General features: G+C 35.3%; 17 protein-coding genes. 6 read left to right on the forward strand and 11 right to left on the reverse strand.

What is annotated here, in order from left to right; all coding sequences use genetic code 11:
• Window positions 1-4: 4 nt before the first annotated feature.
• Window positions 5-1,255 (reverse strand): dicarboxylate/amino acid:cation symporter, encoded by a 1,251-nt coding sequence (locus FW780_RS09005; RefSeq protein ID WP_149833279.1) that lies wholly within the window; start codon window positions 1,253-1,255, stop codon window positions 5-7.
• Window positions 1,256-1,475: 220 nt separating this feature from the next.
• Here FW780_RS09005 and FW780_RS09010 point away from each other — a divergent pair, with 220 nt between their 5' ends.
• From FW780_RS09010 to FW780_RS09025, 4 genes are all read left to right on the forward strand, one after another.
• Window positions 1,476-1,964, forward strand: coding sequence for a BON domain-containing protein (locus tag FW780_RS09010; RefSeq protein ID WP_149833280.1), 489 nt, complete (start codon window positions 1,476-1,478; stop codon window positions 1,962-1,964).
• 6 nt (window positions 1,965-1,970) lie between these two features.
• Entirely contained in the window at window positions 1,971-2,390 is a 420-nt protein-coding gene (locus FW780_RS09015; protein WP_149833281.1) for an SH3 domain-containing protein, read from the forward strand.
• Between the two features lie 96 nt (window positions 2,391-2,486).
• The gene (locus FW780_RS09020; protein ID WP_167510665.1) at window positions 2,487-5,252 is read left to right on the forward strand and encodes a TonB-dependent receptor; all 2,766 of its coding nucleotides are present in this window, start codon (window positions 2,487-2,489) and stop codon (window positions 5,250-5,252) included.
• 126 nt (window positions 5,253-5,378) lie between these two features.
• Window positions 5,379-7,238: a CocE/NonD family hydrolase gene (locus FW780_RS09025; protein WP_149833283.1), complete on the forward strand. Its 1,860-nt coding sequence runs from the start codon at window positions 5,379-5,381 to the stop codon at window positions 7,236-7,238.
• Between the two features lie 173 nt (window positions 7,239-7,411).
• Here the strand turns inward: FW780_RS09025 and FW780_RS09030 are convergent, their stop codons facing one another.
• From FW780_RS09030 to speB, 3 genes are all read right to left on the reverse strand, one after another.
• On the reverse strand, window positions 7,412-8,020 hold the full coding sequence (locus FW780_RS09030; protein WP_149833839.1) for an alpha-ketoglutarate-dependent dioxygenase AlkB family protein: 609 nt from the start codon (window positions 8,018-8,020) through the stop codon (window positions 7,412-7,414).
• A gap of 198 nt (window positions 8,021-8,218) precedes the next feature.
• Window positions 8,219-9,061, reverse strand: a complete 843-nt coding sequence (locus tag FW780_RS09035) for a bifunctional helix-turn-helix domain-containing protein/methylated-DNA--[protein]-cysteine S-methyltransferase (protein WP_149833284.1) — start codon at window positions 9,059-9,061, stop codon at window positions 8,219-8,221.
• 69 nt (window positions 9,062-9,130) lie between these two features.
• Window positions 9,131-9,988: an agmatinase gene (gene speB / locus FW780_RS09040; protein ID WP_149833285.1), complete on the reverse strand. Its 858-nt coding sequence runs from the start codon at window positions 9,986-9,988 to the stop codon at window positions 9,131-9,133.
• Between the two features lie 200 nt (window positions 9,989-10,188).
• Here speB and FW780_RS09045 point away from each other — a divergent pair, with 200 nt between their 5' ends.
• Entirely contained in the window at window positions 10,189-10,848 is a 660-nt protein-coding gene (locus FW780_RS09045) for an HAD family hydrolase (RefSeq protein WP_047387015.1), read from the forward strand.
• 200 nt (window positions 10,849-11,048) lie between these two features.
• On the opposite strand, the gene FW780_RS09050 is transcribed toward FW780_RS09045, so the two are convergent.
• The 6 genes from FW780_RS09050 to FW780_RS09075 all read right to left on the reverse strand — a co-directional run bounded on the left by FW780_RS09050 (window position 11,049) and on the right by FW780_RS09075 (window position 18,271).
• Window positions 11,049-12,443: a type III PLP-dependent enzyme domain-containing protein gene (locus tag FW780_RS09050; protein WP_047378719.1), complete on the reverse strand. Its 1,395-nt coding sequence runs from the start codon at window positions 12,441-12,443 to the stop codon at window positions 11,049-11,051.
• A 122-nt stretch (window positions 12,444-12,565) separates the two neighbouring features.
• The gene (locus tag FW780_RS09055) at window positions 12,566-13,441 is read right to left on the reverse strand and encodes a tyrosine-protein phosphatase (protein ID WP_149833286.1); all 876 of its coding nucleotides are present in this window, start codon (window positions 13,439-13,441) and stop codon (window positions 12,566-12,568) included.
• Between the two features lie 115 nt (window positions 13,442-13,556).
• The gene (locus tag FW780_RS09060; RefSeq protein WP_149833287.1) at window positions 13,557-14,204 is read right to left on the reverse strand and encodes a thiamine diphosphokinase; all 648 of its coding nucleotides are present in this window, start codon (window positions 14,202-14,204) and stop codon (window positions 13,557-13,559) included.
• On the reverse strand, window positions 14,194-14,763 hold the full coding sequence (locus tag FW780_RS09065; RefSeq protein ID WP_149833288.1) for a cob(I)yrinic acid a,c-diamide adenosyltransferase: 570 nt from the start codon (window positions 14,761-14,763) through the stop codon (window positions 14,194-14,196). Before FW780_RS09065 ends, FW780_RS09060 begins: the two co-directional genes overlap by 11 nt.
• 190 nt (window positions 14,764-14,953) lie before the next feature.
• Window positions 14,954-17,374: a TonB-dependent receptor plug domain-containing protein gene (locus tag FW780_RS09070; RefSeq protein WP_149833289.1), complete on the reverse strand. Its 2,421-nt coding sequence runs from the start codon at window positions 17,372-17,374 to the stop codon at window positions 14,954-14,956.
• A 333-nt stretch (window positions 17,375-17,707) separates the two neighbouring features.
• Window positions 17,708-18,271, reverse strand: a complete 564-nt coding sequence (locus FW780_RS09075) for a hypothetical protein (RefSeq protein WP_149833290.1) — start codon at window positions 18,269-18,271, stop codon at window positions 17,708-17,710.
• Window positions 18,272-18,443: 172 nt separating this feature from the next.
• Here FW780_RS09075 and FW780_RS09080 point away from each other — a divergent pair, with 172 nt between their 5' ends.
• A complete protein-coding gene (locus FW780_RS09080) occupies window positions 18,444-18,935 on the forward strand; it encodes a DinB family protein (RefSeq protein ID WP_149833291.1) in 492 nt (163 codons plus the stop codon).
• Window positions 18,936-19,159: 224 nt separating this feature from the next.
• Here the strand turns inward: FW780_RS09080 and FW780_RS09085 are convergent, their stop codons facing one another.
• Window positions 19,160-20,113 (reverse strand): helix-turn-helix transcriptional regulator, encoded by a 954-nt coding sequence (locus FW780_RS09085; protein WP_149833292.1) that lies wholly within the window; start codon window positions 20,111-20,113, stop codon window positions 19,160-19,162.
• Between the last annotated feature and the right edge of the window lie 76 nt (window positions 20,114-20,189).

The raw sequence follows: 20,189 nt of genomic DNA on the forward strand, positions 1-20,189 counted from the left end.
ATATTTAAATTTTGTCTAATGGCTCTGTCAATTGCCCTTCCCATTTGGAAACTGCAGAAGTTGCCAATGTATTTCCTAATACGTTGGTCATACTTCTTCCCATGTCACAGAAATGGTCAATTGGTAAAATCAAAGCAATTCCTTCCGGCGGAATACCGAACATGGAACACGTTGCCACAATAATTACCAGAGAAGCTCTCGGAACACCGGCAATTCCTTTTGAAGTAAGCATTAATACCAATAACATGGTGATCTGCTGTCCAAGGCTCATTTCGATTCCGTAGATCTGAGCAATAAAGATGGATGCAAATGTCATATACATCATACTTCCATCAAGGTTGAAAGAATATCCTAAAGGTAAAATAAAGGACACTACTCTGCTGTTACAACCGAATTTCTCCAATTCTTCTACCAATTTCGGGAATACAGCTTCTGAACTTGTAGTGGAGAAAGCGATCAGTAATGGCTCTTTAATTCTTTTCAACAGGTCAAAAAGACGGTTTCCCAGGATAAAATAGCCCACCAGTAAAAGTACCAGCCAAAGAACTCCTATAGCAAAGAAGAAGTCTCTTAAATAAATAGCATATACTTTAAAGATTTCAAAACCATTGGTTGCCACTACTGCTGCAATAGCTCCCAGTACTCCCAACGGAGCAAACCACATAATATACCCTACCATTTTAAGGATTGCGTGAGCAATGATATCAAAAAGCTTCACTACTGGCTTAGAATATTCTTCTCCTAAATTCGCAAGCGCAACTCCAAACATCACAGCAAATATCACAATCTGCAATACTTCATTGGTAGCAAAGGCTTCAAATAAACTTTTAGGAATCATATGCTTTACAAAGTCTTCCATGGAGAAACTTTTGCTGCTTTTAAGAAGTTCGTCAGCAGAAGATACGTCCTGAATAGGGAGTTTTGTAACATGTCCCGGCTCCAGCCAGTTAACGAGGATTAACCCGATAAAAAGGGAAACCAGAGAAGCGGAAATAAACCAAAGCATTGCTTTTGTTCCTACTCTTCCGATCATTTTAATATCACTCATTTTGGCAATACCCACCACTAAAGTTGTAAAAACCAAAGGAGCAATAATCATCTGTACCAATCTGATGAAAACCGTTCCCAACAGTTTTATATTCTTAGCAAAAGGTTCTGCATTCTCAGGATATTTCACGTGTACAATACCTCCGATTCCTACTCCAACAAGAAGGGCAATGATAATTGCTATAAAAAGTTTATTCTGTCCTTTCATATATATAGTTCAATTTGCGCAAATATAATGGTTTTTCAATTGGCAGAAGATTTTCTTCAATGGGGATTAATTTTACATTAAGTTTTTAATACCTAAAAATTAAAAGCCTGGTTTAGAAAATATTGTAAAAAAATTAAGAAACATTTATTGAATTTTTATTCTTTTGGTACAAATTTTATTATTACATTTGATTGTATAACAACATTAATAAATATACAATATGAAAAAAACTATTGCAATGGCTGCATTAGCTGTAGCTGTATCTTTCGGTGCTATTTCTTGTAAAAAGAAAGTTTCTGATGCCGATCTTCAGACTCAGGCTACAACGGTAGTAACTTCTAATCCCAATGCTTCTGTTGAAGTAAAAGAAGGTGTAGCTCACTTAAGCGGTACTTTCGCAGACCAGCAGTCTAAAGACGCGATGATTGCAAAATTAAAAGCGATCAACGGAGTAAAAGACGTAATGGATATGTCTACTGTAGCAGCTGCTCCTGCGCCTGCACCTGTTGAAACTGCTTCTGCTGTAGATCCTGCTGTTCAGAAAAAAGTTCAGGATGCGGTGAAGGATTTCCCTTCTGTAAAGGTAGAAGTTGTAAACGGACAGCTTACTCTTACAGGAAATGTTTCCGGCCTTCAGGCTAGAAAAATCAAAGAATCTGTAGATGCTTTGAAAATCGGAAAGTATAATAACAACCTAATCGTAAAATAATTTAAGATGAGCGAATTACAAGATAAATATTCAAGCGTAGTTTCAGCGGCACAGTCTGCGGGGATCTCCAATCTTCAGGTTCAGGAGCAGGACGGGATTCTTTATGTTTCCGGAAATGCTTCCAACACTGCAGCTAAAGATGCTGTATGGAATGCTTTAGGAGCTATTGATTCTACTTATTCTGCTTCAGATATCAATATTGATGTACAGGTTGCAGGTCTTGCTTCAGGAGCTTCTTTAACAGTGGCAACAGAAGATTCTAACCTGAATATCAGACAGGAGCCTTCTACTGAAGCTGCCGTTGTAGGTAAAGCTGCTAAAGGTTCTTCAGTAACTTTAATTGAGCAAACTTCTGATGACTGGTGGAAGGTGAAAACTGATGACGGTCAGGAAGGATATGCTTATTCAAGATATTTAAGAGCATAAATTTTATTAAAAAGTAATAAAGTTTCACAAATAAAGCATAGAAACATCCCAATTTTGGGATGTTTTTTTATTTTTACGGCTCTGAAAAAAAAACTAATGAAGAAAACTCTGTTGCTATTGACTTTGATGTTCACAGTCATTATTTTGCACGCCCAAAAACTACACATTGACGGAAAAATATCAGATTCTGAAAAAAAACCGATAGAAAATGCTACCGTTTATCTTTTGAAAGAAAAAGATTCATCCATTGTCAACTATACGGCAACCAATAAAGAAGGTAAATTTTCTCTGAAGATTGACGATGTAAAAGAGCCTTCCATCCTGAAAATTGATGCCGATAAACTGACTTCTTATTCAAAAAAATTTGAGAAAATAGATCAGTCTTTATCCTTAGGAGATATTCTGCTTGAGAAACAAAGTATTGTCAACAATATTGATGAGGTAAAAATCACGGCATCGCCGGTAAAAATTAAAAAAGACACTATTGAGTTCAGTGCAGCGGCGATTAAAGTACGGCCTGACAGTAAAATAGAAGAACTTCTGAAGCAGATTCCCGGTGTAGAAATCAATAATGAAGGAAAAATTACAGTGAACGGGAAGGAAGTGGATCAGATTATGATCAATGGGAAACCTTTCTTTGATAAAGACGGTAAAATTGCCCTTCAGAACTTACCTGCAGATATCATCAAGAATATTCAGTTTACAACAACCAAGACCAAGGAAGAAGAACTGAGTGGACAAACCGCAAAGTCTCAGAATACCACCATCAATTTTAATATTGACGAAAAGAAAAACAAAGGATTGCTGACAAGGCTTACAGTCGGATACGGATCAGACAAACGGTATGAGGCAAGCGGGCTGGCCAGTTATTTTAAAGGCGATACCAAAGTAAGTATTCTTGCTTCATCCAATAATATCAACTCACAGGGGTTTTCCAGAGATGAGGTTTTTGACAGTATGGGGAACGGCCGGAATGCCTGGATGATGCAGGGCGGCACTGTCTCAACGGTAGGAAATGTAACGTATTATAACCAGGGAGGCGGTACAAGAGGAATTCAAAGATCTACCACCATAGGTTTGAATTACAGTGATAAAATAGGGAAAAATGCTGATCTGGATTCTTTCAGTCTGATGCATTCAGATTCTAATACGGAGACAAGATCCAAGGTTTCAAGATCTACTCTTTTACCCAATTATACGCTTCAGACCAACTCAGAAAGTAATGGAGAAAATGAATCTAAGCAGTACAGTTTTGATACTTCAGTCAAAATCAAGCTGGATTCTATGACAAGTGTTTATTTTTCCCCGAGATTTACTAAAAACAGCAGTTTTAATTTCAATAATTCACGATCATCTACTTTGAGGAATGGAAGCCTTCTGAATGAAAGTAACTCGTATTCAAGTAATGATTCGGACAGCAATTCATTTAATCCTTATATCTATTTTTCCAAAAAATTCAAGAAAAAAGGACGTGTGCTTTCCGCCAATATGAACAGTTCTATCTCTGAATCTAAAAGAGATAACCTAAGCCAATCCCAGAACACATTTTATGATCAAAACGGGATAACAAAAGATAATCGTGATCAATTAGCCAAAAATAAAAATCAGAACAGCTCTTTCAATTTCAGCACAGGGTATACAGAACCTGTTTCCGATTCGTCCAGTGTAAATTTTAAAATAAAATATGAAGCGAGATCAGTGAGGGATTTAAGGAATGTAAACGATTTTGATAATGCTACCAGAGATTACACTAAATTCAATCAGCTTTTATCGAATAATATGAAGCAGAGAATCAATCAGATCTCTCCTGAATTGAGCTATCAGATCAATAAAAACAAGCTCAATTTCTGGGCGTCGATGAACCTTGACATTTCAGATATGAAAGTAAACTCTATCTACAACGGACAGCAATATAACCTGCAGAAAAATTTTGTTTTACCTGAATATAATCTCAACCTTTACTATCAGGTTGGAGAAGGTAAAACCTTAAATATCTATAATTACTCTAACTTCAACATTCCGACTGCAGAACAGCTTACTCCTTATAAAGATGAATCCAATCCTTTGGTTACCTATCAAGGAAACCCTAATTTGAAAAATACCTGGATCAATAATCTTTATCTGTATTTCAATAATTATAATAAAGTAAAAAACCTCAGTTACTATTTCAATATTGGTTTTACTTACAGAAATAATGACATCATTAATTTTTCCACCTATGATAATGCAGGAAAACAAGTGGTAACTTATAACAACGTAAGCGGAAACAAAAGCATTAACGCCGGCGGGGGCTTCAGCAAACCCCTGAAATGGAAAAATAACAAACTGGTCATTAACCCAACATTCAACATGAATTATGCTTACAATAATGGTTTTGTTGACGGACAATCTTTTACCAGCAACTCATATAGTCTGAATCCTGGACTTAATCTTGTCTTTGAAATCAAGGATAAAATGACTATTAAGCCTTCTTACCGACTTGGATACAGCTTCTCAAATTACACCAACTACAATGTAACCAATGTAAATACAGCCAACCAATCCTTAAAATTGGAACTAACCAATTACCTGTTTAAAGGCAATTTCGTATTTGGAAATGATTTTGAATATAACACCAATTCCAATATTGCTCCAGGATTTAAAAAAGATTTCTACTTCTGGAATACCAGTCTGGGTTATTCATTCTACAAAAAACAGTTTACAGCAAAGGTGAAGATTTATGATGTCTTAAATCAAAATCAAAGCGTAAGAAGAACAATCACAGATTCTTATTTTGAAGACCGCGAAGATCTGATCCTAAAAAGATACATCATGTTTTCCATCAGCATGAAGCTGAATAAGTTTGCAGGTAAAAAACAGTAACAACACCATACTTTATATATATATATTTTGATAATGGCCGGATATTTCCGGCTATTTTTTATGAATACAGAGAAGGATTGATCAATAACCGTATTTTTATTTTTAAATTAGCATCAAATTTTTTTTATGAAGATCCATATTTCAGTATTATGTATTCTTTTTTTCATTCTTGGAAAAGCTCAGAAGACGGAACAGAAAGATACTTTCGTTAAAGACAATTTCACCAAGAAAGAATTTTATATTCCGATGCGTGATGGAGTGAAACTTTTCACAGCTGTATATATCCCGAAAGATATATCAAACAAGAACAAATATCCGTTTCTGATGCAGAGAACCTGCTACAGCATTGCACCCTACGGAGAAAATGAGTATAAAACTAAGGTAGGTCCCAACACTTATCTTATGAAAGACAAGTATATTTTCGTATACCAGGATGTACGCGGAAGATATATGAGTGAAGGTACTTTTACCAATATGACTCCGCAGGTAGAGCGTAAAACAAAAAAAGATGTTGATGAAAGTACAGATACTTATGATACTATCGAATGGCTTTTGAAAAACATCAAGGACAACAATGGTAAAGCTGGTCAGTTTGGAACATCATATCCTGGATTTTATACTGCTGTAGGGACATTATCACAGCACCCTGCATTAGTAGCTTCTTCACCACAAGCCCCTATCTCAGATTTCTGGAATGACGATTTCCTTCACAACGGAAGATTTATGTTAGGTTATTTCAGGACATTTCCTGTTTTTGGAGTTCAGAAAACAAAACCTGAAGACAAAGCATGGTATATGGATTCTTTCATTAAACAGACTTCCGAAGATGGACTGAAATTCTACAGAGATCTTGGTACGCTGAAAGATGCTTATGAAAAATATTATAAAAATAATTTCTTCATGACAGAAATTATGAATCATACCAACTATGATGAGTTCTGGCAAAAAAGAGGTCTTCTTCCCCATTTGAAGAATATCAACCACGCTGTAATGACTGTTGGCGGATGGTTTGATGCAGAAGATCTTTCCGGCCCTTTGAATATTTATAAAACCATTGAAAAAACAAGCCCTAAAGCAAAAAACACTATTGTAATGGGACCATTCTCTCATGGTGGCTGGTCTCAGGAGCAAGGGAAACATTTTCACAGTGAGACGTATTTTGGAGACAGTATTGCAACGTATTACCAGAAAAATATTGAAACAAAATTCTTCAACCACTATTTGAAGGGTAACACAAAAGAAGACGCCGGACTTCCTGAAGCACTGATGTATGACACCGGAGCTAAAGAATGGAAAGAATTTGCTTCTTATCCGCCTAAAAATGCTCAGAAAGTCAATTTTTATTTAGCTGACAACACCTTGAAAAAAACTTCCGGACAAGGATATTCCGAATATTACAGTGATCCTAATAATCCTGTTTTAAGCTCAGATCATTTGAAGGATTTCAACGGATTTACTCCTAAAAATTACATGTCGGAAGACCAGAGATTTGCAGTAGGCAGACCGGATGTATTAACGTTCACAACGGATGTTCTGACTGAAGATATCGCGTTCGCCGGAGAGATCATGGCTAAGCTGAATATTGCTTCCACTTCTACAGATGCCGATTTTGCAGTAAAGCTTATTGATGTCTATCCTGAGGATTTTAAGCCTGCTGAAAAGAAAGACGGTGTTATCTATGGCAATTATCACCAGATGGTAAGAAGTGAAATAATGCCTGCCAGATTCAGAAATACAAAAGAAAAAGGAGAAGCATTGGTCCCTAATCAGAAAACGGCTGTTAATTTCAGACTTCAGGATGTTGTTCACACCTTCAAAAAAGGACATAAGATCCAGATTCAGATCAGCAGTACATGGTTTCCGCTTTTCGCTATCAACCCACAGAAATTTATGGATAATCCGAATTTTGCAACCAAAGAGGATTATACCAAAGCATTCATTAAAGTATATAATGACAGCTCTATTGAAGCTGAAATTTTAAAATAAATTGAAAAAGCTGTTCGTCTGAACAGCTTTTATTTTTTTAATCTCTCTCTGATTAAGATGATTATGGTAAAAACCTGCGTAATCTGCAGGATAAAAAATATGGCGATTAGATGAAGCATTATTGAGATTCCTACGGAATGACAAACGTTGTGGGTAAAGTCTCTCTAAAAAAATTATTCCTCAATTGTTCTGAATGTCAGGTTGACTCTGGGAGTTTTCACTTTTGTAGTGGGTGGAAGCCTGTGAAGCCAATTGTCCTGGGTAGTTCCTTTCATAATTAGCAAACTTCCGTTTTCAAGGAATATTTCAACCTTTTCTTTGGTCTTTTTATGTTTGAATAAAAATTTTCTTTCTGCTCCAAAGGTCAGAGAAGCAATGGCACCGTGTTTCTTCAGATCTGTTTCGCCATCGCTGTGGTAAGCCATTCCCTCGCTTCCGTCATGGTATAAATTGAGCAGGCAAGAGTTGTAGGTTTCTCCTGAAACTTCCTCGCATTTTTTCTTTAGTTCCAATAATTCCGGAGTCCAGAATTTGGCATATTTTGTACGTTTAGAATACGTATATTCAAAAGGCTTTTCTCCGAACCAGGCTACTTTTCTTTTGGTTAAAATTAATTTTCCAAAGATGATGGCTTCATCATTTTCCCAGGGAATCTGGTTCAGCAAATAGGTATAAAAAGAATCAGAAAGTTCTTTAGAAAAAACCTTTCCGTAATAATGAACAGTTCCGTCATTCGGAAGTATATTGATCGGATAGTCTGATATTTCTTCAAAGAGGCTCATCATAGTTTTTTTTATTAAATGCTTTTATAACTAAACACAAATTACACTAATATTTCCACAAATCACACAATAGCTTTTGCAATAAAAATGGAATAAAAAGCTTTTGACAATCTAAGACTTTCATTTTTTTGAACTTTAAGACAGATAATTTTACTATCATCTTCATAAAGTCTTTTGTGCCTTTTGTAGTAAAATATATTACGAGTAAATACGTGAACCTTCCCAGCCTACAATCAGCTGTTTTCTGTCACTTCCCCAACGGTAACCACCAAGATGACCGGTAGCTTGAATAACACGGTGGCACGGAATAAGAAACGCAACCGGATTACTTCCAATAGCTGTTCCCACCGCTCTAAAAGCCTTCGGATTTCCAATTTTTTCAGCCAGACTGCCATAAGTAGACAGTTTTCCCATTGGAATCGTCAATAGGCTTTCCCATACTTTAAGCTGGAAATCGGTTCCTTTTAAATGTAATTTTATAGTATTGAGTTTCGTCCAGTCTTTATCGAATATGGACAGTGCATTCTTTTGAAGGGCGTCTTGTTGTTCAGTAAAAGAAGCATTAGGGAACTTTTGTTTCAGCTCCCCAAATGCTTTTTCTTTATCGTCTTCAAAAGCCATATAGCAGATTCCTTTTTCTGTAGAAGCTACTAACAGATTCCCGAAAGGACTTTCGGAAAAACTGTAATGAATAGTAAGGCTTTTTCCTCCGTTTTTATATTCTGCCGGAGACATTCCTTCAACCTTTACAAACAGATCATGAAGTCTGCTTGTGCTTGAAAAACCTGTCTCATATGCAGCATCAAACAAACTTGCTCTTTCTTCCTTTAATAAGTTCTTGGCATGTTCAAGACTGATGAACTGCAAAAACTTTTTCGGACTTGTTCCTGCCCAATCTGTGAAGATCTTCTGAAAATGGGCCGGACTCAAGTGAATATTCTCTGCCACTTCCTCCAAACTTGGCTGAAGCCTGAAATTGCTCTGGATATATTCTATCGCCTTAGCAATTCTGTTATAATCTATCTGACTTTGTGTGGACATTGTATTATTATTTTACCTCACAAATTTCCAAAGAATATACGGCAGAAAAAATCCGATTCTTGCGGAATATTAGTTGTTGTTATAAATATCGTTATAAGCAAGCATTTTATAATATAACTTAGCTGCAAGGAAAGCTGTTGGCTTAGCCATTGGAGAATCCATTAATTCTACAATATCAAATGCCACTACGTTACATTTTTCAAATACTTTTCTTATTAATTCCAGTGTTGGATACCATTGTAATCCACCAGGCTCAGGAGTTCCTGTAGAAGGAGCAATGGAAGGATCAAAAGCATCAAGATCTATTGTAATATATACGTTTCCTGAAACTTTTTCCAATACGTCATTGATCCAGTTTTCGTTATTTGCAATTTCGTGAGCAAAGAATACTCTTCCTTCCGGTAAATACTGAGCTTCCTCCGCATCCATAGAACGGATTCCCACTTGTACAAGATTATGTTTCTGGTTAGCTTCAAACACAGCACAAGCATGGTTAGAAGTAGAACCGTGAAATTCAGGACGTAAGTCTGTATGAGCATCAAACTGAAGAACGGTAAGGTTTTCAAATTTCTCTCCTACTGCACGGATAGAACCGATAGACACAGAGTGTTCACCTCCAAATAAAGTAAATACTTTCCCTTCATTGTTCAAAAGTTCTTTGGTTTTCTGGTAAACAGCTTCTGTCATTGCTTCCGGACTGGAATTTTCAGAAACTTCTCCTGCCAGGTATACTCCCTGAAGATAAGGTTCCGTTTGGGTTTCAATATCATAAAGCTCCATATTTTCAGAAGCATCTAAGAATAATTCAGGGCCTTTGTCAGCTCCTTTCCCCCATGTTGAAGTTCCATCATAAGGAACAGTTACCAACATTACTTTTGAATTCTCTAACGTTGCGTTTTCTTCGGGAATTCCTGCGTATGTTTTCATATATAATTATTAATTAAAAAATTAAATGATTTCGCAAAGATACGAAGAGTTTACGAGTTGAAGAGTACGAGTTTCGGAGAGTTTATGAGTTATACACTTTACTTTTACTGTCTGTTATCTGCTACCTGTAACCTAGCATCTATTATCTCATTCCTTTCCACTCTCGACTCAAATAACTACTTTTGCACAAAACTTTTAATATGTCTTTAAAAGCTGTTCTTTTCGATATGGATGGAGTGATTGTAGATACAGAACCATTACATAGAAAAGCTTATTTCAAAACGTTTGATGAATTGGAAATTGCTGTTTCCGAAGAACTGTATACCTCTTTTACCGGAGCGTCAACCAAGAGAGTCTCTGAAACCCTGATCAATGAATTCAATCTAAATCAGACTTATGAATCCATTGCAGGAATCAAAAGATCTCATTTTAAAGATTACTTTTATAATGATGATGAATTTGATTTAATTCCGGGGGTAAGAAAACTGATTGAACATTATCATGAAAATGGAATAAAACTGATTCTGGCTTCTTCAGCTACCATGGTAACAATCAATATGGTTTTTGAAAAATTCGGGTTGGAAAAATATTTCAGCGGAAAGATCAGCGGTGCCGATTTAAAAGAATCAAAACCTCATCCTGAAGTTTTTTTACTGGCTGCAGAAATGGCAGGTGAACCTGTTGAAAACTGTATGGTAATTGAAGATTCCACCAACGGAATTCTTGCTGCACACCGGGCTAAAATTTTCTGTGCTGCCTACAGAAGTCCTCATTCTAAAAACCAGGATTATACACTGGCAGATACTGTAGTTACGGATTACGAGGAACTCGAACTTGATAAAATCTCAACCTATTTCTAAATAAAAAAGCTCTCAGAATCTGAGAGCTTTTGTTTTGTATATACTTTGTCATCTGAACGAAGTGAAGATCCTTAACTTTCCTTAATTCTTAATAAAAAACTTAATGGTTAAATTTTAAACATTAAGATACATTGAGTGATTAAGATTATTAAGATGAGATTGCTTCGTCACATTCGTTCTCGCAATGACAGATTAAGTTCTTATTTATAACCAAGAATCTTCAGTATATCTTCCGGTTCCTGTTTCTCACGGAAAATTTCATATTGTAACTCACCGTTTTCATCTTTTTGGATCAGGACATGTCTCGGCTGAGGCATCAGGCAGTGGTGTACTCCACCATATCCTCCGATTGTTTCCTGGTAAGCTCCTGTATGGAAGAATCCGATATACAATGGCTTAGTATCACTGAAAACCGGTAAATAAATAGCATTGGTATGCTGTTCAGAATTATAATAATCATCTGAATCACACGTCAGCCCTCCTAAGAATACTCTTTCATAAGAATCTTCCCAACGGTTTAGCGGAAGCATGATAAAGTGTCTTGAAATTGCCCATGTATCAGGAAGAGTGGTCATGAAAGAAGAGTCAATCATATTCCATTTTTCTCTGTCATTCTGACGTTTCTGAGAGATAATCTTATAAAGATTCGCTCCGCTTTCCCCTACAGTAAAGCTTCCGAATTCTGTATAAATATTAGGTTCCTCCACTCCTTCTTCTTCACAGAATTTTTTGATCTGAGAAACAATTTCTTCTACCATATACTGATAGTCATAATCAAAATTCAAAGAAGTTTTAATTGGGAAACCACCTCCGATATTCAATGAATTTACTTCCGGAGCGATTTTTTTCAAACGTGCATATACACGAAGACATTTATACAATTCATTCCAGTAGTAAGAAGTATCTTTGATCCCGGTATTGATAAAGAAGTGAAGCATCTTCAATCTTGCATTCGGGTGTTCGGCAATCTTCTGGCTGTAATAAGGAATAATATCTTTATATCCGATTCCTAATCTTGAGGTATAGAACTCGAACTTCGGTTCTTCCTCAGATGCGATTCTGATTCCGATATTAAAGGTAGAATCGATGCTTTCCGTAAGTTTATCCAATTCTCTGTAATTATCAAGAATCGGAGTAATATTTTCAAAACCATTATTGATCATATCTGAAATATTTGTCAGATAATCATCGGTTTTAAAACCATTACAGATTACTTCAATGTTTTTATCTACTTTCCCTTTTTCGTAAAGAGATTTTACAATATCCATGTCATAAGCAGAAGATGTTTCTATAGAGATATCATTCTTCAAAGCTTCTTCCAATACAAAATTGAAATGACTGGATTTTGTGCAATAGCAGTAGGTATAATTCTTTTTATATCCGGTTTTTTCAAAAGCTTCTTTAAACCAGCTTTTGGCCTTCTGAATATTTTGAGAAATTCTCGGCAGATAGCTAATCTTTAGCGGAGTGCCAAATTGTTCAACTACATCCATCAATGGAACGTCGTGAAACAACAAATTGTTCTCAGATACATTAAATTCCTCCGTAGGAAAATATAATGTCTGATCAATAAGTTCCGAGTACTTTATTTTCATTTCTAAACAAGTGAATTAAGAAATGCAAAATTGCTAAAAAAGTTTGATTTTCGGGTGTTAAAATTATTATAATTTTAAATAAAGACCCAATATCATATCCTGTAAAAATTTATCTCTGATAATCAATAAGTAAACTTTTGAATATATGCTGTTCTTTTGGCATCTGAAATCCCTAATACCTGCTGAATATAGACATCTGTAGAGCCATACTTTTTATCAATCTCCCCAAAAGCGGCATCAAGGTATCTTTTTTCTACCCAGCTGAGTTTTTCCAGCACCTGTAAATCCATCTTTGGATAGATAAAATGTAACCGATTCGCAAGATGAAGTCTTTTCTGAACCATATCTTTTCTGTAGTTGTTGGAGAGAAGATATTCATTATAAATAGTCTCTTTATCAAACTTCAGAATCGTTAAGATGAGTGCTGTGGTAATCCCTGTTCTATCTTTTCCGGCAGTACAGTGGTATAAAACCGGATTGTCAGATTCCAGGATTTCTGTGATGATTTTCTTTATGGTTTCGGGATTCTCCGTAACGTATTCACGATAGAAATCTATCATTCTTTTGTCTGCATCAGAAGCATTTACTTTACCTTTCAGAACCAGCTTTTTTGCCTGGGCCAGCTGATCTCCTTCATCTTCAAATGCTGAATATTTTTTATACGTTATTTCTGCAGGAAGCTGATCCGGTTTCTGTGAGATTTCCTTAGAGTTTCTAAGATCAATTATTTCTTTGATTCCCAGATTATCAAGATCATCAAAAGACTTCTTTTTCAACTTATGAAGATGGGCACTTCTGTAGAACCTTCCTTTTTTTAAAGTTCTTCCTTCTGTATTTTTAATATTTCCTACTGTCCGGAAATTCGTTACTTTCTTAATATGAATTACTTTTTCAGTTTCATTTTTACCATATTCGGGCGTTTCAAAATGCTGTGTTTTGCATGATAAAATACTGCATAATGAAATGGTGAAAACTGATATTTTAATTAATTTATTCAATATTTTTATTTTATACGAAAGTTAGCTCCCCCGTCAAATCTTTCGATTTGTCACCCCTCCTATGGAGGGGAATTCTGACACCTTTAATTGTTATTATTCGTGAAGACTTGAAATATTAATATATTGTAGGATATTCTATTTCGCTGATTCCTACGAACAACAGGACATCACCTGATTCATATTCTATGGAAACCTCATCTTCAACAGCAAAGTTTCGGGTTCCTATTCTTGAAGTAATATTTAGAGTTTCATTCGTCAAAGGCCAGTTGAGCCCTTTCGTTGTAATATTATTCACTGATGGAAATGGATAGAGAGATATCATTCTATTCTTCGCTCCTTCCAATTTAAAATGATTTGGAATAAAATAATATTCTGAAAATTCATCATAAAATTTAATTCCCATCCGATCTTTGAATGTATAAGCAACGGTAAGATTCCCAAGAAAATGATCCTGCTCACCTCCGCTTCCTCCGAAAACATCAATCTCCGAAAAACCTTTTTCCAAAATAATTTCCAAAGCTTTGTGAAAATCTGTTTTATCCTGATCCAATGTAAGGATAAATTTTTCCTGATACATATCTTCATCTGATCCGGAGTGAGAATCAAAATCACCGGAAATAAAATCCAGCTTATCCAGTGAAAAACCCATTCTTTTTAAATAATGGAATGCCCCGTCTGTACAGGCAATTAAACCATAATTATCAGGATTGGGTAATGATTTTGGCGCATCTCCATTGATGAAAAGTAATGCTTTATCTCTCATTCGGGTTCCAGTATTCTTCCGGTTCGTTGTTCAGTTTTGAAATATACCTTGCCAACACGAAAAGATAATCTGAAAGTCTGTTTAAATATTTAATCAATTCAGGACGCACTTCTTCAGATTCATTCAAAAATACCAATGAACGTTCTGCTCTTCTGCAGATGGTTCTCGCCGCATGTAAAAAAGTTGCAGACTTTCCACCCCCTGGAAGAATAAAATACTGAAGCGGTTCCAGTTTATCTTCAAAAGCATCCATCCACTGTTCCAGTTCTTCAATTTCTGTTTCTGAAATAATGATCGGAAGACGTGATTTTCCGTTGGCCAGCATCAGTTTATCTACTGGTGTAGCAGCCTCCGAACCTACGGTAAACAAATCAAACTGTATTTTCTTAAGCTGTTTCAAAACTTCTTCATCTTCGATATGACTTTTTGCAATCCCGATGAATGAATTCAGCTCGTCTATATTTCCATAACTGTCTACTCTGGCACTGGCTTTAGAAACTCTCGTTCCGCCATATAATGCAGTCTGACCTTTATCTCCTGTTTTTGTATAAATTTTCATAGTACTAAAATACCCTTTTTTGTAGAATGTAAAAAGTAAAATATAGTAATAACTTCCTATTCTACCTGAAAAAATAAAACAGACATTAGAAATTAATGTCAGTTAATATTTGCATATCGGTTTATATCTTTTGAGATTGCTTATCCTTTTTAAGCATGACAAAACAAATGTTAATTCTTTTATTTAGAGATTAAAAAGTATAATTAACATTTAGCTGAAAAATTGTTCCGTTAAATCCAAACTGATTCACCTCCCAAGGGTATTTGAATCTTCCTCCAAGATCTGTTACTATATCTCCTTTGCTATCTATTACATCTGGATAAATATTAAACAAATTATTTACAACTCCGGAAACTTTAAGGTCTTGGGTAATTTTATATGTTAAAACGATGTCTGTAACTACCTTGCCAGAAAATGTCTGATCTTTGGCAGGATCAGTTGCGTGCTGCCATGTAACAGAACCAAAATAAGTATTATTAAGGTTAAAATTAAACTTTGAAATGTCATAAGAAAGACTAAGTATAGTTTTTGTTTTGGGTCTTGCAGAGGTAATTCTGGATTGTTCTTTTCTATCAAAAAAGTTTTCTGAGTAACCATTTTCAGCCAAAATATTCGGAACGGCGATATTATCTACTATTTTAGTTTCGTTATAATTGAAAGCAGCAATAACTCCCAATCTTCCTTTGCCAATAGCGGAAGTATAATAATTTGCGACGAAATCTACCCCTTGAGTAACTGTATTTACAGCATTGGTAAAAAACTTCAGGGAAGTTATTTTATTATTATCTAATATTACTTCCACAGGGTTTGTTATATCCGGACTCCCCGGACTCCCTGTTTTATAACCAATATCTCCTGAGAAAAGTACCCGGTCTTTAATTTTTATTCTATAATAATCGGCTGTAATCGTAAGATTTTTAAAAGGTTTTACGGCAAATCCTCCAGTAATGTTAAAGGCTTTTTCAGCATTTAATTTGGCTACACCAAGATCAGATCTTACAATTTGAGAGTCGTTATTAAAAGTCCCTTGATTAGCTACAGTATTCCCTGTAATTTTGGTTTGAACATTGGAATAATAAATCTGGTGTAATGAAGGTGCCCGAAATCCTGTAGAAACAGACCCACGGAAAACTAATTTATCATCTAACAACTTATATCTTGCATTTCCTTTCCAGGAAACATTATTTCCAAAATCACTAAAGTTTTCATATCTCACAGTTCCTCCAATCAACAGGTTTTTCGTAATATCCCATTCCGCATTCATATAAGCTCCGATATTCTGACGATTTTTATTGACTTCATTTTGAGGCTGCAGTCCCGGAAATGATTCTGCACCACTTCCTATATAAGACGCCTCTTCTCCTGCTCTTGCCTGATAATTTTCATTCCGCACTTCAGCTCCGGCTCCTAAAACAAGCGCACCAAAATCCCGGCTGACATCTATGTTTCCTATAATATTACTGAACTGGTGTCCACCTGCTTTAAAATAGGTTGGGGAATTTACACCTAAAGACGTATTAATTGTATTTCCTACTGCATAATCTACTGCATTAGAACCAAAGGTTGCACTTCCATCAAAATTCCATTTTCCAAACATTCCTTTCCACCCGGAGGTTAAATTATAATCGTAAACATCTGTTTTAAATTGCGGTTGAAATCCATTGTAAGGTTGCCCTTGTGGAGTTAATAAACCAAAATCTGAAGTTACCCAATAGGGAGTTCTGTACAAAGCAAAACTGGTCCCACTTCTGTAAGTTGTACCCCCAAAAGCATAGAATTTGCCCGTTTCACCCGTCGGCAGTTCAAAATTCACAAATAGATTACCAACTTTTGTGTCCGGCTGCCCAATAATCATTCCTAAACCAGGATTAGCTTGCGTCCAGGCATTATCCACACCAAAAAGTTCATCTTTTGTAACAGAACCTGCGCGGTTAGTTTTATTTTGGGATGAAAATCCTAGTGTAAGATTCAGACTTCCGTTTTTTGCCACTTTGATTCCTGTATTAAAATCTGCTCCGATATTAAAGCCGTCTCCTTTTGAAGTAATACCTGAAAAAAGGTTGACCGTGCTTTTTCCAACGCTGTTCTTAAGAATAATATTGATTACTCCCGCAATAGCATCAGAACCGTATTGTGCAGATGCTCCATCTCTCAATACCTCTACATTCTGTAAGGCGGCAGATGGAATACTTTTCAGATCCGTACCTACCTCACCTTTTCCAGGAGTATCATTGACATAAATTAAAGCACTTTGATTTTTTCTTTTACCATTTACCAAAACCAATGTTCTGGAAGGCCCTAATCCTCTTAAATCTGCCGGATCAAAATGAGCCGTTGCATCAGAAACAGTTTGCTGTGATGAATTAAAAGATGGAACAGCATAGGTTAAAGCTTTATCAAAAGTAACTTGCCCTGTGGATTTTAATTGTACAGCAGAAATATTATCAATAGGAATTGCTGAGGTAATGATGGTCCTGGGCTTAGTTCTACCCGTTGTAACCACAACTTCATCTATTTTATTTTGTTTTATGCTGTCCTGAGCATACCCCATTGCACCAGCTCCGCTTAATACTAATGCATAGATTTTTTTATTAAATAAACTCTCTATCATGTGAATTGATAATTATTCAATAAATCTAGTAAAAAAATTAATATTAAATACAAAAACAAAACATATAATAATAATTCAATTATATATTAACGAAAACCATACCATTTCATAAAAACAACAATTAATTCACAAAACATAAAGTCATTTATTAATAACATGAAAAAAAATAAATCAATAACATCATATTTGTATAAAAAAATTAATTCATCAACGTTAGAAATAAATATGATTTAATTCTTTCTTATAAGTAGTTTTTGTAGCTTGAGACTGCTTCACCTATAGCCCGCAATGACTATATATAAAAAATGGCCGGAGAAACCGGCCATATCCAAATTATTTATTTACCTCTACGTATTGTATGATGGTCTGATTTTTTGGGTTGTAGATAATTGTACTACTGTTGGGAAACCTTTTCAATTTATAATATTGAATATTTTTATCTGATTTTATATCTTCCAGAACACTTGTATCAAAGGTATTATCAGGGAGAAATTTTGATAAAAGACTTATTTTATCTATGATATTTTGTCCGTCAATCTTACGGGCTTTCTTTTCAGATTTACTTTCATCAGAAGTAGGCTGCCCCTCTAAAAACGGAAGCAATACAGCAATGTCTGCTTTGTATTTAAAAATATACCCTTCAGATCTTCCCGGGATTTTAATCTTTTTTCCCTTTTCTTCGGATATGATGGCAGCACCCGTACCAGGGAAAACTGTATTAAACTTAACGTCTTCGGAATTGGTTAAAGAATTTATAGATTCATTGACCGTTTTCTTCACTGTTTCTTCTACAACCTGCTGTGTCTTCTGCTGAACAGTCTGGTCAATTTTTTCTTCTATTTTATTGCATGATACTAATAAAAAAGCGGTGACAACAGGCAAAATATACTTCTTCATAATTCTAATAATAGCGATTTTTGTTATTAATATCCTTCCTTCTAACGGAAAAGTAGGTCAGGATATTTTAGCAAAGAAAAAAATATTTTTTCAATATTAAAAATCCTGCTGACAAACTGTTGTCATAACCTCCTCATACCTTTGTATCAACAACAAACAAAAACAAAACATTATGACAACTACAGCAACAGCCACAAAACAATTCATGACATCCGACCAGCTATTAAACGACTGGCAGGGACATAGAAATCTTACAAGAAGAGTCATTGAATCTTTTCCTGAAAAAGAGTTATTTGAATTTTCTGTAGGTGGAATGAGACCGTTTGCAAAACTGGCCGTAGAGCTAATCAGTATTGGCGGGCCTGCTTTAAAAGGTATTGTAGAAGGAAATATGGAAGCATACAATGAAGAAGCATTCAATCCGAAAACCAAAGAAGAAATTTTAAAGAAGTGGGATGAAGAAACAGAAGTAATTAACCATTACTTTAATATGATTTCCGAAGAGCGTTTCCAGGAAACTTTCAATTTATTTGGAGAATATGAATTTCCGGTATACCAGAACATCCTTTATTTTGTAGACAATGAAGTTCACCACCGCGGACAAGGATATGTTTATCTGAGAGCTTTGGGAATTGAACCTCCATTCTTCTGGGAAAGATTTTAATTTTAATAAAAGTAAGAGGTAAAATTGCAAAAAAGCGGAAATCCTGAAAAATACATCTGCAATGTCATTTATTACTAGTGATTTTCCTCCATTTTAACAACTTATATCATTTTTTGCGACAAAACAAATTTAATTTTTTTGCAATTTTTCTCTTGGCTTATTAACCATTTCATTTATTTGCCTCAATTAAGTCTTTAAACCTCAACAATTACTCTGTTGGGGTTTTATTGATGTCTTTCAGTCATTTTTACAAGCAGCTCGTTCAATCTGGTGCGAAGACTTTCCGGTTCCAGAACAGTGGCATAATCTGCAAAAGTGATGAGCCACCGGGGAAATCCGTCACTGATCCATTCTGTTTCAAAAGTGAGTTCTACACCGTGTTCAGTTTCTACTTCTTCTGTAAGTCCATAATATTTTTTGGAATTCACCAGATGAGACATTATTTTTTTGTCTACCAAAAGTTTAGCTTTGACTTTATTTCCGTTTGATTTTTTCCGGTAATCATTCACTTGCCCATACTCTTGTAAAAAAGGATTTAAGGTTTTTGAAATCTCTAAAATCCGGTCTATCCTAAATTGTCTGAAATCTTTTCTCAAGGTACAGAATGCCATGATGTACCAAAAATTAAACTCAAAGAACATCCCTACAGTTTCAATAGTTCTGTTGTCTACTCTTCCATCTACCGTCTGATACCTTATATTCAATTGGGTTTTGTCTGCAATACTTTCTAAAATAATAGGAATCACATTTTTAAGAGAATCTCCGGAATCGGTATGAAAACTAAAAACATCAATCTGTTTTTCAATATTCTGAATAAGATTTTTATCAGAATTCCGCAATACTGAGCGTACTTTCTCCATGGCTGCCTGATAATGACTTCCTAAACTTTGGTGGGAAAATTTCTGCATCAGTTTTTCGGCGGTAATGAAACTTAAAACTTCTTCTTTAGTAAACATGATTGGAGGAAGTTTGTATCCGTCCATTAAAGAATAGCCGTTCCCTGCTTCGCCTACAATAGGAATACCCGCATTTTCCAGGGTTTTTACATCACGGTAAATGGTTCTGATACTTACATCGAACTTTTCAGCCAGATCCTGTGCCCGAACAACAGGTTTAGACTGTAATTGGGTAAGAATAGCCGTTACCCGATCGAGTTTTTTAAGATAGTGATCATTCATTATGTAACAAAGCTAAAATTCTTTTTCGAGGTATGTCTTATAAATGGGACTGCTTTTTTTATTAATTTTATTTTTC

It is taken from the genome of Chryseobacterium sediminis (genome assembly GCF_008386505.1).
Lineage (GTDB): Bacteria > Bacteroidota > Bacteroidia > Flavobacteriales > Weeksellaceae > Chryseobacterium > Chryseobacterium sediminis.

What these genes read in the sequence shown, in the direction of transcription:
- FW780_RS09005 (WP_149833279.1), bottom strand. Translation starts at nt 1,255, where the DNA reads ATGAAAGGACAGAATAAACTTTTTATAGCAATTATCATTGCCCTTCTT.
- FW780_RS09010 (WP_149833280.1), top strand. Translation starts at nt 1,476, where the DNA reads ATGAAAAAAACTATTGCAATGGCTGCATTAGCTGTAGCTGTATCTTTC.
- FW780_RS09015 (WP_149833281.1), top strand. Translation starts at nt 1,971, where the DNA reads ATGAGCGAATTACAAGATAAATATTCAAGCGTAGTTTCAGCGGCACAG.
- FW780_RS09020 (WP_167510665.1), top strand. Translation starts at nt 2,487, where the DNA reads ATGAAGAAAACTCTGTTGCTATTGACTTTGATGTTCACAGTCATTATT.
- FW780_RS09025 (WP_149833283.1), top strand. Translation starts at nt 5,379, where the DNA reads ATGAAGATCCATATTTCAGTATTATGTATTCTTTTTTTCATTCTTGGA.
- FW780_RS09030 (WP_149833839.1), bottom strand. Translation starts at nt 8,020, where the DNA reads ATGAGCCTCTTTGAAGAAATATCAGACTATCCGATCAATATACTTCCG.
- FW780_RS09035 (WP_149833284.1), bottom strand. Translation starts at nt 9,061, where the DNA reads ATGTCCACACAAAGTCAGATAGATTATAACAGAATTGCTAAGGCGATA.
- speB (WP_149833285.1), bottom strand. Translation starts at nt 9,988, where the DNA reads ATGAAAACATACGCAGGAATTCCCGAAGAAAACGCAACGTTAGAGAAT.
- FW780_RS09045 (WP_047387015.1), top strand. Translation starts at nt 10,189, where the DNA reads ATGTCTTTAAAAGCTGTTCTTTTCGATATGGATGGAGTGATTGTAGAT.
- FW780_RS09050 (WP_047378719.1), bottom strand. Translation starts at nt 12,443, where the DNA reads ATGAAAATAAAGTACTCGGAACTTATTGATCAGACATTATATTTTCCT.
- FW780_RS09060 (WP_149833287.1), bottom strand. Translation starts at nt 14,204, where the DNA reads ATGAGAGATAAAGCATTACTTTTCATCAATGGAGATGCGCCAAAATCA.
- FW780_RS09065 (WP_149833288.1), bottom strand. Translation starts at nt 14,763, where the DNA reads ATGAAAATTTATACAAAAACAGGAGATAAAGGTCAGACTGCATTATAT.
- FW780_RS09070 (WP_149833289.1), bottom strand. Translation starts at nt 17,374, where the DNA reads ATGATAGAGAGTTTATTTAATAAAAAAATCTATGCATTAGTATTAAGC.
- FW780_RS09075 (WP_149833290.1), bottom strand. Translation starts at nt 18,271, where the DNA reads ATGAAGAAGTATATTTTGCCTGTTGTCACCGCTTTTTTATTAGTATCA.
- FW780_RS09080 (WP_149833291.1), top strand. Translation starts at nt 18,444, where the DNA reads ATGACAACTACAGCAACAGCCACAAAACAATTCATGACATCCGACCAG.
- FW780_RS09085 (WP_149833292.1), bottom strand. Translation starts at nt 20,113, where the DNA reads ATGAATGATCACTATCTTAAAAAACTCGATCGGGTAACGGCTATTCTT.